Origin of the sequence: Flavobacterium sp., from assembly GCF_043756175.1 — a bacterium.
GTDB lineage: Bacteria > Bacteroidota > Bacteroidia > Flavobacteriales > Flavobacteriaceae > Flavobacterium.
Genome location: NZ_JAYURN010000059.1, coordinates 1 through 15,851, shown reverse-complemented (window position 1 = coordinate 15,851; position 15,851 = coordinate 1). Strand labels below are relative to the sequence as shown.

Below are 15,851 nucleotides of genomic sequence, written 5' to 3'. Positions count from 1 at the left end.
TTCCAGTGTTTGTAACATCTCCGTGTTTAGCGAAAATTTCTTCTTTAATCTCTTTAGTTAAATACATTCCAATATTTGTTTAATGATTTTTATGTATGAATTCCGTTTCTCGGATTCGAGTGCAAAAGTACACTTTATTTTTGAAGTACCAATATTTTTGTTTACTATTTAGAGTTGGCAATATTCTTAATCATTCCATCAAAAATAAAAAAATGAAAAGGAATCATACTATACCAATACACTCGGCCTAGAATTCCTTTTGGTCTAAAGGTTGCAATTTGATGCAGGATATTATCTTCATCAATTCGGAATTCTAGCCAAGCCTCACCAGGAACTCGCATTTCGGCAAAAAGAAGCAATCTTTTTTCTTCTTTATTAGCTAGTAAAACTCGCCAAAAATCTAGTGAATCTCCGTTGTCTAAATGTGTTGGACTTGTTCTGCCACGTCGTAAGCCAACTCCTCCGAAAAGTTTATCTATAAACCCTCTTAATTTCCACATCCAATTTCCATAATACCAACCTTTATCTCCCCCAATTGACCATATGTTTTCAAGAACTTGTTCTGAATCAGTAATTTTAATTTTTTTACTGTCCTTTAAACATCCAAAATTGGGTACTTGTATATAGTTAGAAAAATTGTTTTTGAATTCACTACTAGACAAACTATCTTTCCAACTAGAAATCACTAAGTTTTGTTCTATTTTTTCAAATGCTAATTTTATCGCATCAACATAAGAGATGGTTTTTATATTGAGTATTTTTTGTAATCTATTGTCGCTACAAATCACTTCAACCTTCATACTATCAACTAAATTCGTAGCTAACTTATATGATGTAGAAGTTACAAAATAAAGCCAATACGAAGAAAGTTTTGGTGTCATAACAGGAATTGTCCAAATAGCTAGTTTGATTTGTCGTGTTTTGGCATATAATTGCATCATTTGCTTGTAGGTAATAACATTAGGGCCACCAATGTCAAATGATTCATTAAAGCATTCTTTTTTATTTTGAACTCCAATTAAAAATTGAATTACATCTCGAATGGCTATGGGTTGTGTTTTGGTTAATACCCATTTTGGCGTTATCATTAAAGGTAGCTTTTCGCATAAATCTCTTATTATTTCAAAAGAAGAACTTCCAGAGCCTACAATTATTCCGGCTTTAAGTACGGTAAGTTTTGGCAGACCTGAGTTTAATATTTTTTCTACATTATTTCTAGAGAGCATGTGCTTGGAAAGGTTAGGGTCATTAACAATTCCGCTCAAATATATCACTTGTTTAATGTTCATGTGATTGGAATATTTGTTAAAATTTTGCGCAGCAATAGCTTCCATTTTATCAAATGAACTGGTTGAGCTTGACATTGAATGAATTAAAAAATAACTAATATCAATTCCTTCTGGACATTTTTTAAAATCTACATCATCTAGAAAATCTACTTCCCAAATGCTAACTCTATTTAAAGTAGTTTCATCTAGTCCCAATCGAGTTTTATCGCGAACACAACAAACTACTTCATGACCTTGCCTCAATAATTCTGGTAACAAACGTTTTCCAATATAACCATTTGCTCCTGTTAATAGAATTTTCATAGTATAAAAGTTTTAGTTTATTAAAGCCATAATTTTCTAAATTCCTTATTTTTATCATATTCACTGGCTTGTTTTTCAATATTAAAATAGCGGTGTCCTCTTGGATCATTGCCAACGCCAGCCAAATATGCCCAGTTCCCCCAATTGCTACAAACATCATAATCTATCAATTGTTCTTCAAAATAGGCAGCGCCTAATCGCCAGTCCATATTAAGTTCATTACAAAAAAAACTGGCTACATTTTGTCGTCCACGATTACTCATAAAACCAGTAAGTTTCAATTCGAGCATATTAGCATTTATAAAATCGGAAGTAGTTTTACCATTTATCCACTGAGATAGCAATTTATTATTTAATGATTTTGAATTTATTTTTTCGGTTTTTATACCAGGATACAAGAAAAACTTGGTTTGGTGTTTTTTGAACATAAATCTAAAGAAATCGCGCCAAAGCAATTCGAAAACTAACCAATATGTTGATTCGTTTGCGCCAAATTGCAATTCATATTTTTTAATTTCATTGTAAATAAATCTAGGAGAAATACAGCCCAAAGACAACCAAGAAGAAAATTTAGATGAATAATCTGCTCCAATCATTCCGTTTCGAGTTTCTTTATAAATAGAAAGGTTTTTTGTTTCAAAAAAATAATGGTTTAATCTATTCATTGCTTCAGTTTCGCCTCCTTTGAATTTAATGGCAGTACGAGAATCGATTGCGGAAAATTCTAAATCTAATGTTTTTAAAGTTGGCAAATTTAGAGATGGAATTGATGGCGAATTTATTTTTACAGGTTTCTTGAAAACAGCTCTAATTGTAGCATCTTGTTCGGTTTTTTTTCTAAAATTGGTAAAAACATCCGGAATGTTTTTTATAGAAAAAGGTAAATCTTCAGCATGATATAATGTGCTGGTGCTAAAAGTTTCTAGTTCGCAACGCAATTTAAATAATTCGTCTTGAACTAATTTTTCGGTTCTTTTTTCTTCGTAAGCGACTTCGCGTTTGGCAAAAACTTTTTGAACTTTATATTCTTGTACAATTTTCGGAATTTCAATATCTGGTTTTCCTTTTACGATGAGTAATCCAGAACCTAATTTTCTTAAAGTCGTATCTAAATCTTGTAATGCTTCTATTAAAAACTGTGTTCTAAAACTTCCCGTTTTTTTAAATCCATAAGAAGTCGTTTCAAAATGCGAATCATCAAAACAATAGACAGGAATTACTTCTTGACTTTGAGAAATAGCTTTGACTAAAGTTTCGTTATCTTCTATTCTTAAGTCGGTTTTAAACCAAACTAATGCTGTTTTTATCATAACTCATTGATGTTTTTTAGATAATAATCCGCTTGTTGCAATAAGGCAGCTTTATCATCGGGTTTCATTTTGCGCCAAACGTTGTACATCATTCCAATTCTAGGGTTTTTTCCTAATTTATCTTCATTTTTATCGTAGAAATTCCAATATAAACTATTAAAAGGACAGGCTTTTTCTCCTGTTTTCACTGCTTTTTTATAGAAACAACTTCCGCAATAATGACTCATTTTATCTATATACGAAGCAGAACTAACATATGGTTTAGTGCCAACAATTCCGCCATCGGCAAACTGACTCATACCACGCGTATTGGTGATTTCAACCCATTCAATCGCATCAATATAAATGCCTAAATACCAAGCGTCCACTTCATCAGGATGCACTCCGGCTAAAAGCGCGAAATTTCCAGTCACCATCAAACGTTGAATGTGATGGGCGTAAGCGTAATTTAAAGATTGATTGATGGCATCTTTCAGGCAATTCATTTTTGTTTTTCCTGTCCAAAACCAATCCGGTAAATTGTTTTCATGGTTGAAATAATTCATCGTAGCATATTCTGGCATTTTGTTCCAATAAATGCCTCGCATATATTCGCGCCAGCCAATAATTTGTCGAACGAAACCTTCCAATTGATTGTATGCAATTTCGTCAGGTCGACTTTCCCATTCTTGAATGGCTCTATTAATGACTTCTAATGGAGAAATTAATTTTACATTCATCGAAAAAGAAATTCTGGAATGATAAAGTGACCATTCGTTAGGCGTCATCGCATCTTGATAACTTCCGAAAAGCGCTAAACATTCTGTCACAAAAAAGTCTAATAATTCTAAAGATTCCGATCTTGTTGTGGGCCAAACGAAGTTTTTGGCATCGATTGTTCCAATAGTTTTTATGTTTGTTTTTTGAATTTCTGACACAATTTCCGAAACATCTGTATTAAAAACTAGAGGAGAAGTCGGTTTATGATCTTTGGGTAATTTTTTTCTGTTTTCGCCGTCGTAATTCCATTTTCCTGTTAGCGGTTTGTCGCCTTGCATTAAAATGTGGTGTTTTTTTCGCATCATGTGATAGAAACTTTCCATCAAGAATGTTTTTTTACCTTCGAAAAAATCGCCAAGTTCACTTCTAGAACTCATAAAATGTTCCGAATCTACAACGGAAGAAGAAATAGAAAGGGTTTGACAAAAGTTTTTCAATACTTCATCCAAACGATATTCATCTGGAAATTGGTATTCGAAATTGGTGAAATTTTCTTTGTCAAATAACTGTTTTATGTTTTTATCAAACGCTTGTAAGTTGTTTTCGTCATTTAGTTGATAATAAATAACCTGATGGTTTTTCGATTGCAGTTCAGAAGCGAAATTTCGCATAGCGGAAAAAAACCCGACTATTTTTTGAATATGATGCGTGGCATAATCGGTTTCAGAACGAATTTCCATTAACACATAAGTTGTGGATTCATCGATAGTTTGAAACCAAGAATGATTTAAGTTTAGTTGATCACCGAGAATTAATCTTACTGTTTTAGACATTTTATTTGTTGCTTCTACATTTATCACTACAATATTTTACTTCGTCCCAAACCTTTTCCCATTTTTTGCGCCAAGCGAAAGGTTTTTGACACACCAAACAAATTTTATTGGGTAGGTTTTCTTTTTTGACTCCTCGCATTATTCAAATTTTAATTTGTTTCTTTTCCATTCGATACCAACCGACGAACCATCTGCAATAAATACGCCTTCCGGTTCCGTTTTGTTTAAAACAGCAAACGCTTTTCCGTACATATCTTCAAAATCACAAACAATTTTATGATCTATTACTTTTCTAGTTTTCCAGCTTGGATGTTGCAGTTTGTATTCTTCTGTTTTGTAATTATTAACTTTAGTATAACCAAAATAATGTTCGAAAATAAATTGTTCTAAACTATCTTTTTTCATACTTTCAGACTGGTTTGAAGAAGTTACAGCAATGCTATGCCACTTTTTTTCTGTTTCCCATTCAAACTTAATACTTTGCGTATCCTCAAATCTTTGTTTTGTATGTTTTGTTGGAACTACGGTATAATGTTCTTTGTATAATTTATTTGCAACCCAAGCTACAATTGGATATGGAATTGTCTCATTTATGAAGACTACTCCTCTTTTTGTGATGTTATTTTCTCTTTTAATCACATAAAAGCGCAAATTTATTTCTTCAAATGTTCCAAATTTCGGAATGGGTATGTTAAATATTTTTGTGTTTTTAAACATAAATCCAACCAAACTTACATAACATTTGTTGTTAAATAAATCTAATTCTACTCCATTTGGTAAAAATGGCAATAAAATATCTGGATTTATCTCATAATTTGCCATGATTATGTCCTCCCAATTTGCTTTTAAAAATAATGCCATTATTATGTTTTCTTTTTTGTTTTACGATTTGGGTTACTCACATGCTTTTTTAAAATTCGTTGCCCTTCTTGTTTTACTTCGTCTTTTTTTCTGAAACTCCAAACAATATTGCTAGCGTATTTTCTAGTTTCTTCAATGTTTACAATTGGAGCTGGATAATCTTTTCCAATTTTACAATTATAAAATTGTTGTTCCATGTCGTTCATTTTCCAAGGTTCATGTAGCAGTGAAACTGGAATATCGGCTAATTCAGGTAACCAATGTTTGATGAAAATTCCATCCGAGTCGTGTTCTTCTGAATTTTTTATCGGATTGTAAATTCGGATTGTATTGATTCCTGTTGTTCCTGATTGCATCTGGATTTGCGGGTAATGAATACCGGGTTCGTAATCTAAAAATTGTCGGGCTAAAAAATGTAGTTCCCGCCAATCTTGCCATAAATTAAACGTAAAAAAAGAAACAACCATCGCACGCATTCGGAAATTGATGTAACCTGTTGCTACTAAACATCTCATACAAGCATCGACAATTGGAACGCCTGTTTTGCCTTCTTGCCACGCTTTTATGTAGGTTTCATTTTTCGGTTTGATTAAACTATCATAAGCACGATTTGCGTTTTCAAATTCCATTTCGCATTCGTCTTCAAACTTTTGCATAAAATGGCAATGCCAATGTAATCGTGAGACGAAATTTAAAATCGCACGTTTGTTTTTCGAAGTTTCATAATGCTGATTGGTATATTGATAGATCATTCGCATGCTGATATTTCCGTAAGCCAAATAAGGTGATAATCGACTACACCCTTTTCGACTTAATGCTGGTTTTGAAATGTGTTTGCTGTAATTGACGTAACGTTCTTTAACGAAACTATCTAAATAGCGCCACGCTAAAGTTTCGCCTCCTTGCTGGAAATTTTTGTTAGGAATTGTAATTTCATCTGATAATTTTTCACCTTTCAAAGAATCATAAAAATCAGAATCTATTTCAATGGTTTTTAAATCTGATTCTTTTAGAATTTTCGGATTTGCTCGCATGACTAATTCCCAACGCTTGTCCCAATTTTGTCTCGATTTTAATTTTCTGATAACGCCATGCAGTTGAAATTCTTTCCAAATAATGTTATTTTTCTGGAAAAGTTCTTGCATCACAATATCTCTATCAAAAGTGATTTTATTACCAATTTCTTGATGTGAAAAAATAGTTTTTACTTCAAAATTTTTAAAAATTTCTGTAAAAACAAATTCCGCTTCGTTATGGAAATAATAAATTTTGTTGTTTGATGGATTTAATTTCTTTTGTAATTCTTGAATCGATTCGTAAATAAATCGCCAATGCCTTGTATCTGCATCGTCGTATTTCATCACCGAAGGTTCAAAAATATAAAGCAACAACAAAGGTAAGCCGGATTGATGTGCATGAAATAGTGCTTCGTTATCAATAATACGTAAGTCGCGCTTAAACCAAACAATATTTATGGCTTCCTTTATCAAAATTTATAGTAATGATGTGATTATTTTATCTGGTTTTGCATAACTCAATCTGTCTAATTTGATGGTTCTGTGATAACTATCCAAACCAGAACAGGTTATGGTTTTTGCTTTTTCTAAATCTAAAAATCCGTCTTCATTCAGGCAGTTTTGAGGAAAATAAACTTCTTTAATTTCTCCAATAATCATAATGGTATTATTGATGGTGATTTCTATTTTTTCTTTAAATTCAACGCCAAGCTGTATGTTGCTTTCTTTTACAAAAGGTGCTTTAAAATTATTTTTATATTCTGATTGTAATCCTGTTATATCAAATTCAGAAATATCAGAATCGTATCTAGCCGAAGTTTGATGTGCTTGTTTATAAATATTTTCGTTAATATGATTGATGGTATAAAAACCAGTTTCTAGAATATTTCTTAATGTATCACGTTCTGGCGGACTTGGACGAAAAACCACCGCAATTAATGGGGGATTAGCACCAATATGAAAAATAGAACTGAAAATTGCCAAATTAGTTTGCCCGTCATTGTTTGCAGTTCCTATCAACGAAACACTTTTGAAACCGCCCAAACTATTAATGAAATGAACCCGTTCTTGTTTTTTCATATTCATTATTTCTGTCGAAGAAATGTGTTTTTGCATTATAGTTTTGATTTTAAAGATAAGTAAATAACCTTTTCATTTTAAGCGAACAAGCCGTTTTTTTGATTTAATATTAACCACTTTTTGTCACTATTTAGTTTGAAAGTAGCAATATGCTCTTTGTTCCATTCTTGCGGAGAAATTAATGATAAAAAGTTAATTCCGTCATGACCAGTATACAAATGATAAATTTCGCCAATAACAGGTTCGAATGAAAATTTAGCATTGTATACCATATCATTCCACTCGTATTCTTCCATTAATTTTTGATATTGCTGTTTCAGTTCGTTAAACTTGTTTTCAAACTCTTTGTTCACATTATGGATGCCTCTATTTTTCCATGCGACAACATCATCTGTTTTAATTACTGGTGCACCAACAGTTGTTGCGTAAGGTAAAATGTTTGCGTTGTATCCATTTTCTTCAGAAAAAACTACATTATCAGGTATTTTATTTTCCATTTTTATCGCTTTGATATTTTATTATTAGAAATAGCTCTTTGCAATTTGCATTTAAAACGATCAATTCCTTCATTGCGTTTGGCAATATGCTTGGTTTTGCAATTCTCAACGCGCTTTCTCCAAAGTTTGTAACTTGAAAATTTTAATTCTTTTTTCATCAAAGCTTTTACATCAGCTTCGGCTAGACCAAATTGAAATTTTATAGCATCAAAAGGAGTTCGATCTTCCCATGCCATTTCTATAATTCTATCAATAGCTATATCGTCTAATTCTTTTTTTTGTGAAATGGGCATCATTTTTTTGTTTAATTAAAAATAAATAAAGTTAAACAAAATTAAGTAATTTAATTTGTAATTCAATTAAGTAATGGGAATAAAAAAATCCGTTACTAAAATTTTAGTAACGGATTTTTATAAATCAGCTTGTTTTTAAAAAAGACTAGCGATTTGTTCGTTTACAAATTCTAAAAAGCGTTCGTCTTTTTCTGTAAAAGGATCTAAAACATTAGAATCTATATCTATTTGACCAATGTTTTCTCCATTGACAAACAAAGGAACTACAATTTCCGATTTTACAGTAAAACTGCAAGCTATGTAATTATCCTGTGCTGCAACATCTGGAACAACAAAGTTTTCGTTTGAAACTGCGACTTGTCCGCAAATCCCTTTCCCGAAAGGTATTACAGTATGGTCAGTTTGCGCACCCACATATGGACCAAGATGTAAGGTTTTTGCTTCGTGATTGGCAAAATAAAAACCAACCCAAGTATAATAAGTTATATTTGCTTCTAACAATTCACAAACTTTCAATAATTTTTCATCTCTAGAAAGTGATTGGTTTGTCGTAATTTCAGTTACTTTTGGTTGTAGTGCTTCGAAAGTCATAATTTCTAATTTTATGTAAAAGTATTTAAAGCTGGTTTAAATTTTTATATAAATTTGTTAAAAATTTCATTTTGAAAAAATATTTTATTCAATACAAACCTTTTTTGCTTTTTCTAGGGAAATTTTTCTTGGCGTATTTTGTATTTACTCTTATTTATCGAATTTATATAGGAACTTCTTGTGATGATTGTATAGATGGAATAACTGAAAATGTTTCAGTATTAACAGAAAAATTGTCAAATTTAATAGGTGTAAAATTGTCAGTTGTTTATAATTATATGGATTATAATATTATTTACAATAACAAGATTACTGCTAAAATTATTGAAGGTTGTAATGCGATTAGCGTCATTATTTTATTCATATCGTTTGTAATTGCCTTTTCGGGAAAACTAAAACAAACTGTGCTTTTTATTTTGGTAGGAAGTTTATTTATTTACGTCCTAAATATATTGCGAATTATAATTTTAAGTGTTTTATTGTATTATTATCCAGCGCAAGAGCATATTTTGCATGGTGTGATTTTTCCGCTAATAATTTATGGAGCCGTCTTTATTTTGTGGGTAATTTGGGTTAATAAATTTTCGAAATATGTTGCAAAAGCTACTAAATAACAAATTGACGATCATTCAATTGATTTTTCTAATTGGATTATTAACATTAGTTCGTATTTTAGAAAATGAGTTGTTTTACGATCCATTTCTAGATTTTTTTAAAAATGAAAGCGCTTCAATTTATCCAGAAATAGAGTCTATCAATCTTTTTTTGAGTTTATTTTTAAGATATTTTGTCAATGCAATTATTTCATTGGTTATTTTATATGTCATCTTTAAAGATTTGAATTTGATTAGATTTTCATTAATTTTATATGTTTTAATTTTCGTTCTGTTGATGATTTTATTTTACATTGTTTTAAACTTTTTCGATGAAAGTCACAAAACAACACTTTTTTATATCCGAAGATTTATTATTCAGCCTATTTTTATTTTGCTTTTTATTCCAGCTTTTTATTTTCAAAAAGAAACAGAGAAAAAATAACAAATCATTGGCTTTTGTGGTTTAATTTATTACTTAACTTTGCAAAGTGAAAATTACAAAACATATCAGTATTTTATTAGCAACTCTACTATTGGTTTCCAGTGTTGGCTTGGCTTTTAACGTGCATTATTGTGGAGATGAGATTGATTCGGTTTCTATAAACAATCCGTTTTTTAATCAAAATTATGAAGATGATTGCTGCGGAATTGCAGAAAAAAAATCAAATTGTTGCAACGATAAAGTATATAAGTTTGATAAAAATTTAGACAATTCAATTGTTAAAATAGTCACATTTCAAATTGATTCTCCATTTATATTTCAAGATTGGAAGCCAGTTGTTTTTATTAAAAAAACTGTTTTAAAAAACTGTAAAGTATCTTTTTATACCTGTAATGCAAATGCACCGCCTATTTTTATGCAGAATTGCCAACTCATTTTCTACGCCTAGTTTTAATGTTTTTAACTCGAACTCATCGAATTTAAACATTAAATAATTTACAATGAAAAAAACAATTTTGTTTTTTGTTGTTTTATTCTCGTTTCCTGTTTTTGCACAAGACACTTTACAAGCTGTAAAAATAGAAGCAGGACGAAAAAAACTTCAAAAATCATTACTCAAAACAACCAATACAACGGTTTTGTCTGGTCAAGAATTACTTAAGGCAGCGTGTTGTAATCTTGCCGAAAGTTTCGAAACAAATCCATCAATCGATGTTAATTTTTCTGATGCTTTAACAGGGACCAAGCAAATAAAAATGCTTGGACTTACAAGTCCATATTTATTAATCTCTGAAGAGAATATTCCTTCTGTTCGTGGTGCTTCGCAAGCTTACGGATTGTCATTTACGCCTGGAACTTGGGTAGAAAGTATTCAGATTACAAAAGGTGCTGGAAGCGTAATTAATGGATACGAAAGTATTTCGGGACAAATAAATACTGAATTACTAAAGCCTATAAAAGATATTCCATTTTTTCTAAATGTATATGGTTCTTCCGATTCTAGAATGGAAATAAATACTCATTTGAATAAGAAGTTGTCAGACAAATGGGCAACTAGTTTATTCGTTCACGGAAATAATCGACTGTCTAAAAACGACATGAATAATGATGGTTTTTTGGATAATCCATTGGGAAATCAGATAAATATTCTGAACCGTTGGCAATATACAAATGCCGAAAAATGTTGGGTTAGTTTTTTGAATATCAGATACATGAATGACGAAAAACAAACAGGTCAAGTTAATTTTAATCCAAATACAGATAAATTAACGACCAGTTCTTGGGGATCGGAAATAAATACGCAACGTTTCGATTTTTCATCAAAAATTGGATACGTTTGGCCAGAAATGCCATACCAAAGCATCGGTTTTCAGAATGCTTATAATTCGCATAATCAAGAATCTTATTTTGGGTTGACACAATACAATATCAAGCAAAATAGCTTTTATTCGAACCTGATTTTCAATTCGATAATTAGCAATACGTTGAATAAATTTTCGACAGGACTAAATTTTACTTCCGATGAATACAAGGAATTTGTAAACATTACTGATTACAGTCGAAAAGACAATTCACTCGGTGCTTTTTTCGAATATACGTATGATAATACCGATAATTTTAGTATTATTCTTGGTGGAAGATTAGATTATCAGAACCGACTTGGATCTTTTGCAACGCCAAGACTTCATGCCAGATACAATCCTTGGGAAGGTGGTGTTTTGCGAATTTCTGCTGGAAGAGGAAAACGTTCTGCTAATATTTTTGCCGAAAACCAACAACTTTTCGGAAGTTCTAGAAGTTTTAATATTTTAGATACTAATGGCAAAATTTATGGATTGAATCCTGAAATTGCTTGGAATTATGGTGCGGGTTTTTTGCAGAAATTTAAGATTTTTACAAAAAGTGCAGATGTTTCTGTCGATTTTTATAGAACCAATTTTCAGAATCAAGTCGTTGTCGATTTATTTCAAAGTGCGCAACAAGTCGATTTTTACAATTTGAAAGGGAAATCATTTGCTAATAGTTTGCAATTCGAATTTAATTTAGAAATCATAAAACATTTAAATTTGAGAACGTCCTATAAATTTTATGATAATAAAACCGATTATAATTCGGGTAATTTTCAACGACCTTTGCAAGCGCAACAACGCTTTTTTGGAAACTTAGAATTTGAAACACACATTAAAAAAAAAGGGCGACAATGGAAATTTGATTACACTTTCAACTGGATTGGAAAACAACAATTGCCAAACACGACAACAAATCCTATTCAGGATAGATTATCTGATTTTTCTAAATCATATTCTTTAATGAATGCGCAAATTACAAGAACTTTTTCTTCAACATTCGAAATCTATATTGGTGGCGAAAATATGGGTAATTACAAACAGGAAAAAGCTATTTTAGGGACGGACAATCCTTTTGGAACAAGTTTTGATAGTAGTATTGTATATGCTCCAATTTTTGGACAAATGTATTATGCAGGTTTGCGATTTAAGATTAAATAGGTTTCAATAACAATGTTAAAAATGAATCTCAATAACAATTAAAAAAAAATGTAAAAATGAAGAATATAATTATAATACTAATGGTTTCTTTTCTTGGATTTTCTATGAATGCACAAGAAACTAAAAAGAACAAAAATGCCAAATATGCTATCGGGGTAAATGGCAATTGCGAACAATGTCAGAAACGAATTCAAAAAGCAGCTTTAGGCGTTTTGGGAGTAAAATCGGCAACTTGGAGTATAGAAACGCATCAGTTAAATCTTATTTTGAATGAAGAAAAAACCAGCGTTCTTGATTTGAAGAAAGCCATTGCAAAAGTAGGTCACGATACAGATGCTGTAAAAGCAACGGATAAAGATTACGATAATCTACATAGTTGTTGTAAATACGAACGATAAAAAAAAACTCCTTGAAAAAAATCAAGGAGTTTTTTTATAAATAAAATGTTAATGTGTGTTTAAAAAATGATTTGTTTTTTTAAATTCGCCACATGAAATTTTTGGCACAAATACTTTTATTCATTTTTATTTTTGCGCAATCGGCCCCTAGCATTATTTGCCTGATTGATAGTGATAATGATTTTTCTATTAGTATTGTTGAAGACGAAGAAAAATCTAAAGAAGAAAAGGAACTAAAATTAGAATTTATTTTTAATGATGTAAATTATGCTTCCTTTATTGAAGTAAAAGATTTTAAAAAAATTTCAGAGAGTTACCTTATTAAAGACTACAAAATATATACTTCTCTTGATATACTTCCGCCTAAGGTTTAAAATATTTTATTTTAGCTCAAATTAGTTTTTGAGTAAATTATTATTTTAAATTTTTTAAAGGAATTATGACAAAAAAAACAAATATTTTTGCCAACCTTAATTCAGATTTTCCAGCTGGGTTAGTGGTTTTTTTGGTAGCATTGCCCTTGTGTTTGGGTATTGCTTTAGCTTCTGGCGCACCATTATTTTCTGGAATAATTTCGGGTGTAGTAGGAGGTATAGTAGTGGGTTTTCTAAGTAAATCGCATATTTCTGTTTCTGGTCCAGCTGCAGGATTAACGGCTATCGTATTAGTAGCTATAACTGATTTGGGAGCTTTTGATGTGTTTTTAACCGCAGTTTTTCTCGCAGGATTATTGCAATTGGCACTTGGTTTCCTCAAAGCAGGAACTATTTCTAATTATTTTCCAACTAATGTTATTGAAGGAATGCTTGCCGGAATTGGTGTAATTATTTTCTTAAAACAAATTCCACACGCTGTAGGGTATGACAAAGATTATGAAGGAGATTTATCTTTTGTACAATCAGATGGAGAAAATACTTTTTCTGAGTTATTATCTGTTTTAGGAAGTATACAGCTGGGTGCAGTTATTATTACGGTAGTTTCGTTGGTAATTTTAATTTCTTGGAACAAAATTAGTTTTCTTAAAAATTTAAAATTGGTTCCAGCTGCGTTAATCGCCGTAATTGTTGGGATTGCGATGAATCAGTTATTTATTTATTCAGGAAGTAGTTTAGCAATTATGGGTGAACATTTAGTTTCTTTACCTGTTCCAACTACTTTTGATGATTTTAAGAACATAATTGTCACACCCGATTTTTCAGCAATTGCAAACAAACAAGTTTGGATTGTAGCTTTTACTATAGCCATTGTAGCTTCTATTGAAACTTTACTTTGTATAGAAGCAGCAGATAGAATGGATATACACAGACGTTATACAGATACTAATGTCGAACTAAAAGCACAAGGTATTGGTAACATTATAAGTTCACTATTAGGAGGCTTACCTATGACTTCTGTTGTGGTTAGAACTTCTGCAAATGCAAATGCAGGAGCGCAATCAAAAATGTCATCTATAATTCATGGTTTGTTGTTGCTAGTAAGTGCTTTAGCAATACCTTTCGTATTGAATAAAATTCCATTAGCAACATTAGCAGCAATACTATTACTTGTGGGTTATAAACTAGCAAATCCCAAAATTATCAAACACTTTTTCGAAAAAGGGAAATACCAATTTATTCCATTCATTTGTACTTTTTTAGCCGTTGTTTTTACCGATTTGCTAAAAGGTGTAGCTTTGGGAATTATTATAAGTGTCATTTTTATTTTGAAAGGAAATATGCAAAGAGCCTATGTGTTTAGGAAAGAAACTTTTCAAGATGGAGATGTAATACATATTGATTTGGCACAAGAAGTATCTTTTTTAAATAAAGCAGCGATTAAGTCGACTTTAGCTTCTATTCCAGAAAATTCAAAAGTCATAATTAATGCGTCAGACACAGTATATATTGCACACGATGTATTAGATTTGATAAAAGAATTTAAAAAAATAAAATCGAAAGAAGAAAATATAAAAGTTAAATTAGTTGGCTTCAAAAAAGCATACGATTTAGTAAATACTGGTGAAGAAGACAAACATGTTTTTGTAGAACAAAAAGTTTAAAAAGCACAATTCTAAATTCGAAATAATGAAATTAGTTTATATAAATATTCTTTTTATATGCTTTTTTAATCTTTCTTTTTCTCAAAAATCGGAAACGGGTAATTGGTTTATGTATTTTGGTAATCAAAAGATTAATCCAAAATGGAATTGGCATAATGAAGTTCAGTACAGAAATTACAATTTCATTGGCGATACCAATCAATTATTATTAAGAACAGGAATTGGATACAATCTAACAGAAGATAATAACAATCTTCTGTTAGGTTATGGTTTTATTAATACCCAAAAGTACATACCCAATTCTGAAGAAAAAACAGATTCAAACGAGCATAGGATTTACCAGCAGTTTATTACTAAACAAAAAATAGGACGCTTATTTATTAATCATAGATATAGAATTGAAGAGCGTTTTATTAAAGCTAATTTTCAAATGCGTTTCCGATATTTGTTAGGAGTTAATATTCCTATAAACACTAAAACATTGGAAAAAAATACAATTTATTTATCTGCATACAATGAAATTTTTATAAATGCAGAGAGTCCAATATTTGACAGAAATCGCTTGTATGTCGCATTAGGTTATTATATCCATAAAAACAATAAAATCGAAACAGGGTTTATGGCACAAACACTCGAGAATTCTAATCGGAATCAGTTTCAAATAGCCATTTTTAATAATTTGCCTTTTTAAGAAATTTAAAATAAAAAATAATATACAATTATGAAAGCACATAATAGAGAATCACAAGAACAAATGACTCCACAAAGAGCATTGGAATTTTTAGAAGAGGGAAATAAAAGATTTGTAAACAATCTTAAAGCACATAGAGATTTATTAGAACAGGTAAATGCAACGGTTGATGGTCAGTGGCCATTTGCTACGATATTGAGTTGTATAGATAGTAGAACATCGGCAGAATTAATTTTCGACCAAGGACTTGGTGATGTATTCTCGGTTAGAATTGCAGGAAATATCGTAAATACCGACATTTTAGGAAGTATGGAATTCGCTTGTAAAGTAGCAGGTTCTAAGCTAATTGTAGTACTTGGTCATAGTAAATGTGGTGCTGTAAAAGGTGCTTGCGACCACGTAGAAAT

19 protein-coding genes are annotated in these 15,851 nt (G+C 30.9%); 9 read left to right on the top strand and 10 right to left on the bottom strand.

Annotated elements, in window-relative coordinates:
• Positions 1 to 164 precede the first annotated feature (164 nt).
• From ACH2BP_RS03820 to ACH2BP_RS03775, 10 genes are all read right to left on the bottom strand, one after another.
• The gene (locus ACH2BP_RS03820) at positions 165 to 1,592 is read right to left on the bottom strand and encodes an SDR family oxidoreductase (RefSeq protein WP_395057171.1); all 1,428 of its coding nucleotides are present in this window, start codon (positions 1,590 to 1,592) and stop codon (positions 165 to 167) included.
• A gap of 20 nt (positions 1,593 to 1,612) precedes the next feature.
• Complete coding sequence (locus ACH2BP_RS03815) at positions 1,613 to 2,902, bottom strand: DASH family cryptochrome (RefSeq protein ID WP_395057169.1); 1,290 nt, start codon at positions 2,900 to 2,902, stop codon at positions 1,613 to 1,615.
• Positions 2,899 to 4,434, bottom strand: coding sequence for a cryptochrome/photolyase family protein (locus ACH2BP_RS03810; RefSeq protein ID WP_395057167.1), 1,536 nt, complete (start codon positions 4,432 to 4,434; stop codon positions 2,899 to 2,901). Before ACH2BP_RS03810 ends, ACH2BP_RS03815 begins: the two co-directional genes overlap by 4 nt.
• A 1-nt stretch (position 4,435) precedes the next feature.
• Positions 4,436 to 4,573, bottom strand: coding sequence for a DUF2256 domain-containing protein (locus tag ACH2BP_RS03805; protein ID WP_166125865.1), 138 nt, complete (start codon positions 4,571 to 4,573; stop codon positions 4,436 to 4,438).
• A complete protein-coding gene (locus tag ACH2BP_RS03800; protein ID WP_395057164.1) occupies positions 4,573 to 5,295 on the bottom strand; it encodes a YqjF family protein in 723 nt (240 codons plus the stop codon). Before ACH2BP_RS03800 ends, ACH2BP_RS03805 begins: the two co-directional genes overlap by 1 nt.
• A 2-nt stretch (positions 5,296 to 5,297) precedes the next feature.
• Complete coding sequence (locus ACH2BP_RS03795; protein ID WP_395057162.1) at positions 5,298 to 6,785, bottom strand: deoxyribodipyrimidine photo-lyase/cryptochrome family protein; 1,488 nt, start codon at positions 6,783 to 6,785, stop codon at positions 5,298 to 5,300.
• A gap of 3 nt (positions 6,786 to 6,788) precedes the next feature.
• Positions 6,789 to 7,427 (bottom strand): flavin reductase family protein, encoded by a 639-nt coding sequence (locus ACH2BP_RS03790; protein WP_395057160.1) that lies wholly within the window; start codon positions 7,425 to 7,427, stop codon positions 6,789 to 6,791.
• Between the two features lie 41 nt (positions 7,428 to 7,468).
• Complete coding sequence (locus ACH2BP_RS03785; RefSeq protein ID WP_395057158.1) at positions 7,469 to 7,888, bottom strand: DUF2452 domain-containing protein; 420 nt, start codon at positions 7,886 to 7,888, stop codon at positions 7,469 to 7,471.
• A 2-nt stretch (positions 7,889 to 7,890) separates the two neighbouring features.
• Entirely contained in the window at positions 7,891 to 8,181 is a 291-nt protein-coding gene (locus ACH2BP_RS03780; protein WP_395057173.1) for a TIGR03643 family protein, read from the bottom strand.
• A gap of 135 nt (positions 8,182 to 8,316) precedes the next feature.
• A complete protein-coding gene (locus tag ACH2BP_RS03775) occupies positions 8,317 to 8,772 on the bottom strand; it encodes a GAF domain-containing protein (protein WP_395057156.1) in 456 nt (151 codons plus the stop codon).
• Between the two features lie 71 nt (positions 8,773 to 8,843).
• Here ACH2BP_RS03775 and xrtF point away from each other — a divergent pair, with 71 nt between their 5' ends.
• The 9 genes from xrtF to ACH2BP_RS03730 all read left to right on the top strand — a co-directional run.
• Entirely contained in the window at positions 8,844 to 9,386 is a 543-nt protein-coding gene (gene xrtF / locus ACH2BP_RS03770) for an exosortase family protein XrtF (RefSeq protein ID WP_395057154.1), read from the top strand.
• The gene (locus tag ACH2BP_RS03765) at positions 9,364 to 9,810 is read left to right on the top strand and encodes an exosortase F system-associated protein (RefSeq protein WP_395057152.1); all 447 of its coding nucleotides are present in this window, start codon (positions 9,364 to 9,366) and stop codon (positions 9,808 to 9,810) included. The genes xrtF and ACH2BP_RS03765 overlap by 23 nt, the downstream gene beginning before the upstream one ends.
• A gap of 46 nt (positions 9,811 to 9,856) precedes the next feature.
• Complete coding sequence (locus tag ACH2BP_RS03760; RefSeq protein WP_395057150.1) at positions 9,857 to 10,258, top strand: hypothetical protein; 402 nt, start codon at positions 9,857 to 9,859, stop codon at positions 10,256 to 10,258.
• Positions 10,259 to 10,310: 52 nt separating this feature from the next.
• Positions 10,311 to 12,317, top strand: coding sequence for a TonB-dependent receptor plug domain-containing protein (locus ACH2BP_RS03755; protein ID WP_395057148.1), 2,007 nt, complete (start codon positions 10,311 to 10,313; stop codon positions 12,315 to 12,317).
• A 56-nt stretch (positions 12,318 to 12,373) separates the two neighbouring features.
• Complete coding sequence (locus ACH2BP_RS03750) at positions 12,374 to 12,715, top strand: heavy-metal-associated domain-containing protein (RefSeq protein WP_395057146.1); 342 nt, start codon at positions 12,374 to 12,376, stop codon at positions 12,713 to 12,715.
• Between the two features lie 92 nt (positions 12,716 to 12,807).
• Positions 12,808 to 13,089 carry a hypothetical protein gene (locus ACH2BP_RS03745; protein ID WP_395057144.1) on the top strand — a complete coding sequence of 94 codons (282 nt, stop codon included), beginning with the start codon at positions 12,808 to 12,810 and terminating at the stop codon, positions 13,087 to 13,089.
• 65 nt (positions 13,090 to 13,154) lie between these two features.
• The gene (locus ACH2BP_RS03740; RefSeq protein ID WP_395057142.1) at positions 13,155 to 14,753 is read left to right on the top strand and encodes a SulP family inorganic anion transporter; all 1,599 of its coding nucleotides are present in this window, start codon (positions 13,155 to 13,157) and stop codon (positions 14,751 to 14,753) included.
• Between the two features lie 25 nt (positions 14,754 to 14,778).
• Positions 14,779 to 15,444: a DUF2490 domain-containing protein gene (locus ACH2BP_RS03735; protein ID WP_395057140.1), complete on the top strand. Its 666-nt coding sequence runs from the start codon at positions 14,779 to 14,781 to the stop codon at positions 15,442 to 15,444.
• A gap of 30 nt (positions 15,445 to 15,474) precedes the next feature.
• Positions 15,475 to 15,851: carbonic anhydrase (locus ACH2BP_RS03730; protein ID WP_395057138.1), on the top strand; the 377-nt coding region annotated here is incomplete at its 3' end.

Coding starts and splice junctions, on each gene's coding strand:
- ACH2BP_RS03820 (WP_395057171.1), bottom strand. CDS start 1,592: ATGAAAATTCTATTAACAGGAGCAAATGGTTATATTGGAAAACGTTTG.
- ACH2BP_RS03815 (WP_395057169.1), bottom strand. CDS start 2,902: ATGATAAAAACAGCATTAGTTTGGTTTAAAACCGACTTAAGAATAGAA.
- ACH2BP_RS03810 (WP_395057167.1), bottom strand. CDS start 4,434: ATGTCTAAAACAGTAAGATTAATTCTCGGTGATCAACTAAACTTAAAT.
- ACH2BP_RS03805 (WP_166125865.1), bottom strand. CDS start 4,573: ATGCGAGGAGTCAAAAAAGAAAACCTACCCAATAAAATTTGTTTGGTG.
- ACH2BP_RS03800 (WP_395057164.1), bottom strand. CDS start 5,295: ATGGCATTATTTTTAAAAGCAAATTGGGAGGACATAATCATGGCAAAT.
- ACH2BP_RS03790 (WP_395057160.1), bottom strand. CDS start 7,427: ATGCAAAAACACATTTCTTCGACAGAAATAATGAATATGAAAAAACAA.
- ACH2BP_RS03785 (WP_395057158.1), bottom strand. CDS start 7,888: ATGGAAAATAAAATACCTGATAATGTAGTTTTTTCTGAAGAAAATGGA.
- ACH2BP_RS03780 (WP_395057173.1), bottom strand. CDS start 8,181: ATGCCCATTTCACAAAAAAAAGAATTAGACGATATAGCTATTGATAGA.
- ACH2BP_RS03775 (WP_395057156.1), bottom strand. CDS start 8,772: ATGACTTTCGAAGCACTACAACCAAAAGTAACTGAAATTACGACAAAC.
- ACH2BP_RS03765 (WP_395057152.1), top strand. CDS start 9,364: ATGTTGCAAAAGCTACTAAATAACAAATTGACGATCATTCAATTGATT.
- ACH2BP_RS03755 (WP_395057148.1), top strand. CDS start 10,311: ATGAAAAAAACAATTTTGTTTTTTGTTGTTTTATTCTCGTTTCCTGTT.
- ACH2BP_RS03750 (WP_395057146.1), top strand. CDS start 12,374: ATGAAGAATATAATTATAATACTAATGGTTTCTTTTCTTGGATTTTCT.
- ACH2BP_RS03745 (WP_395057144.1), top strand. CDS start 12,808: ATGAAATTTTTGGCACAAATACTTTTATTCATTTTTATTTTTGCGCAA.
- ACH2BP_RS03740 (WP_395057142.1), top strand. CDS start 13,155: ATGACAAAAAAAACAAATATTTTTGCCAACCTTAATTCAGATTTTCCA.
- ACH2BP_RS03735 (WP_395057140.1), top strand. CDS start 14,779: ATGAAATTAGTTTATATAAATATTCTTTTTATATGCTTTTTTAATCTT.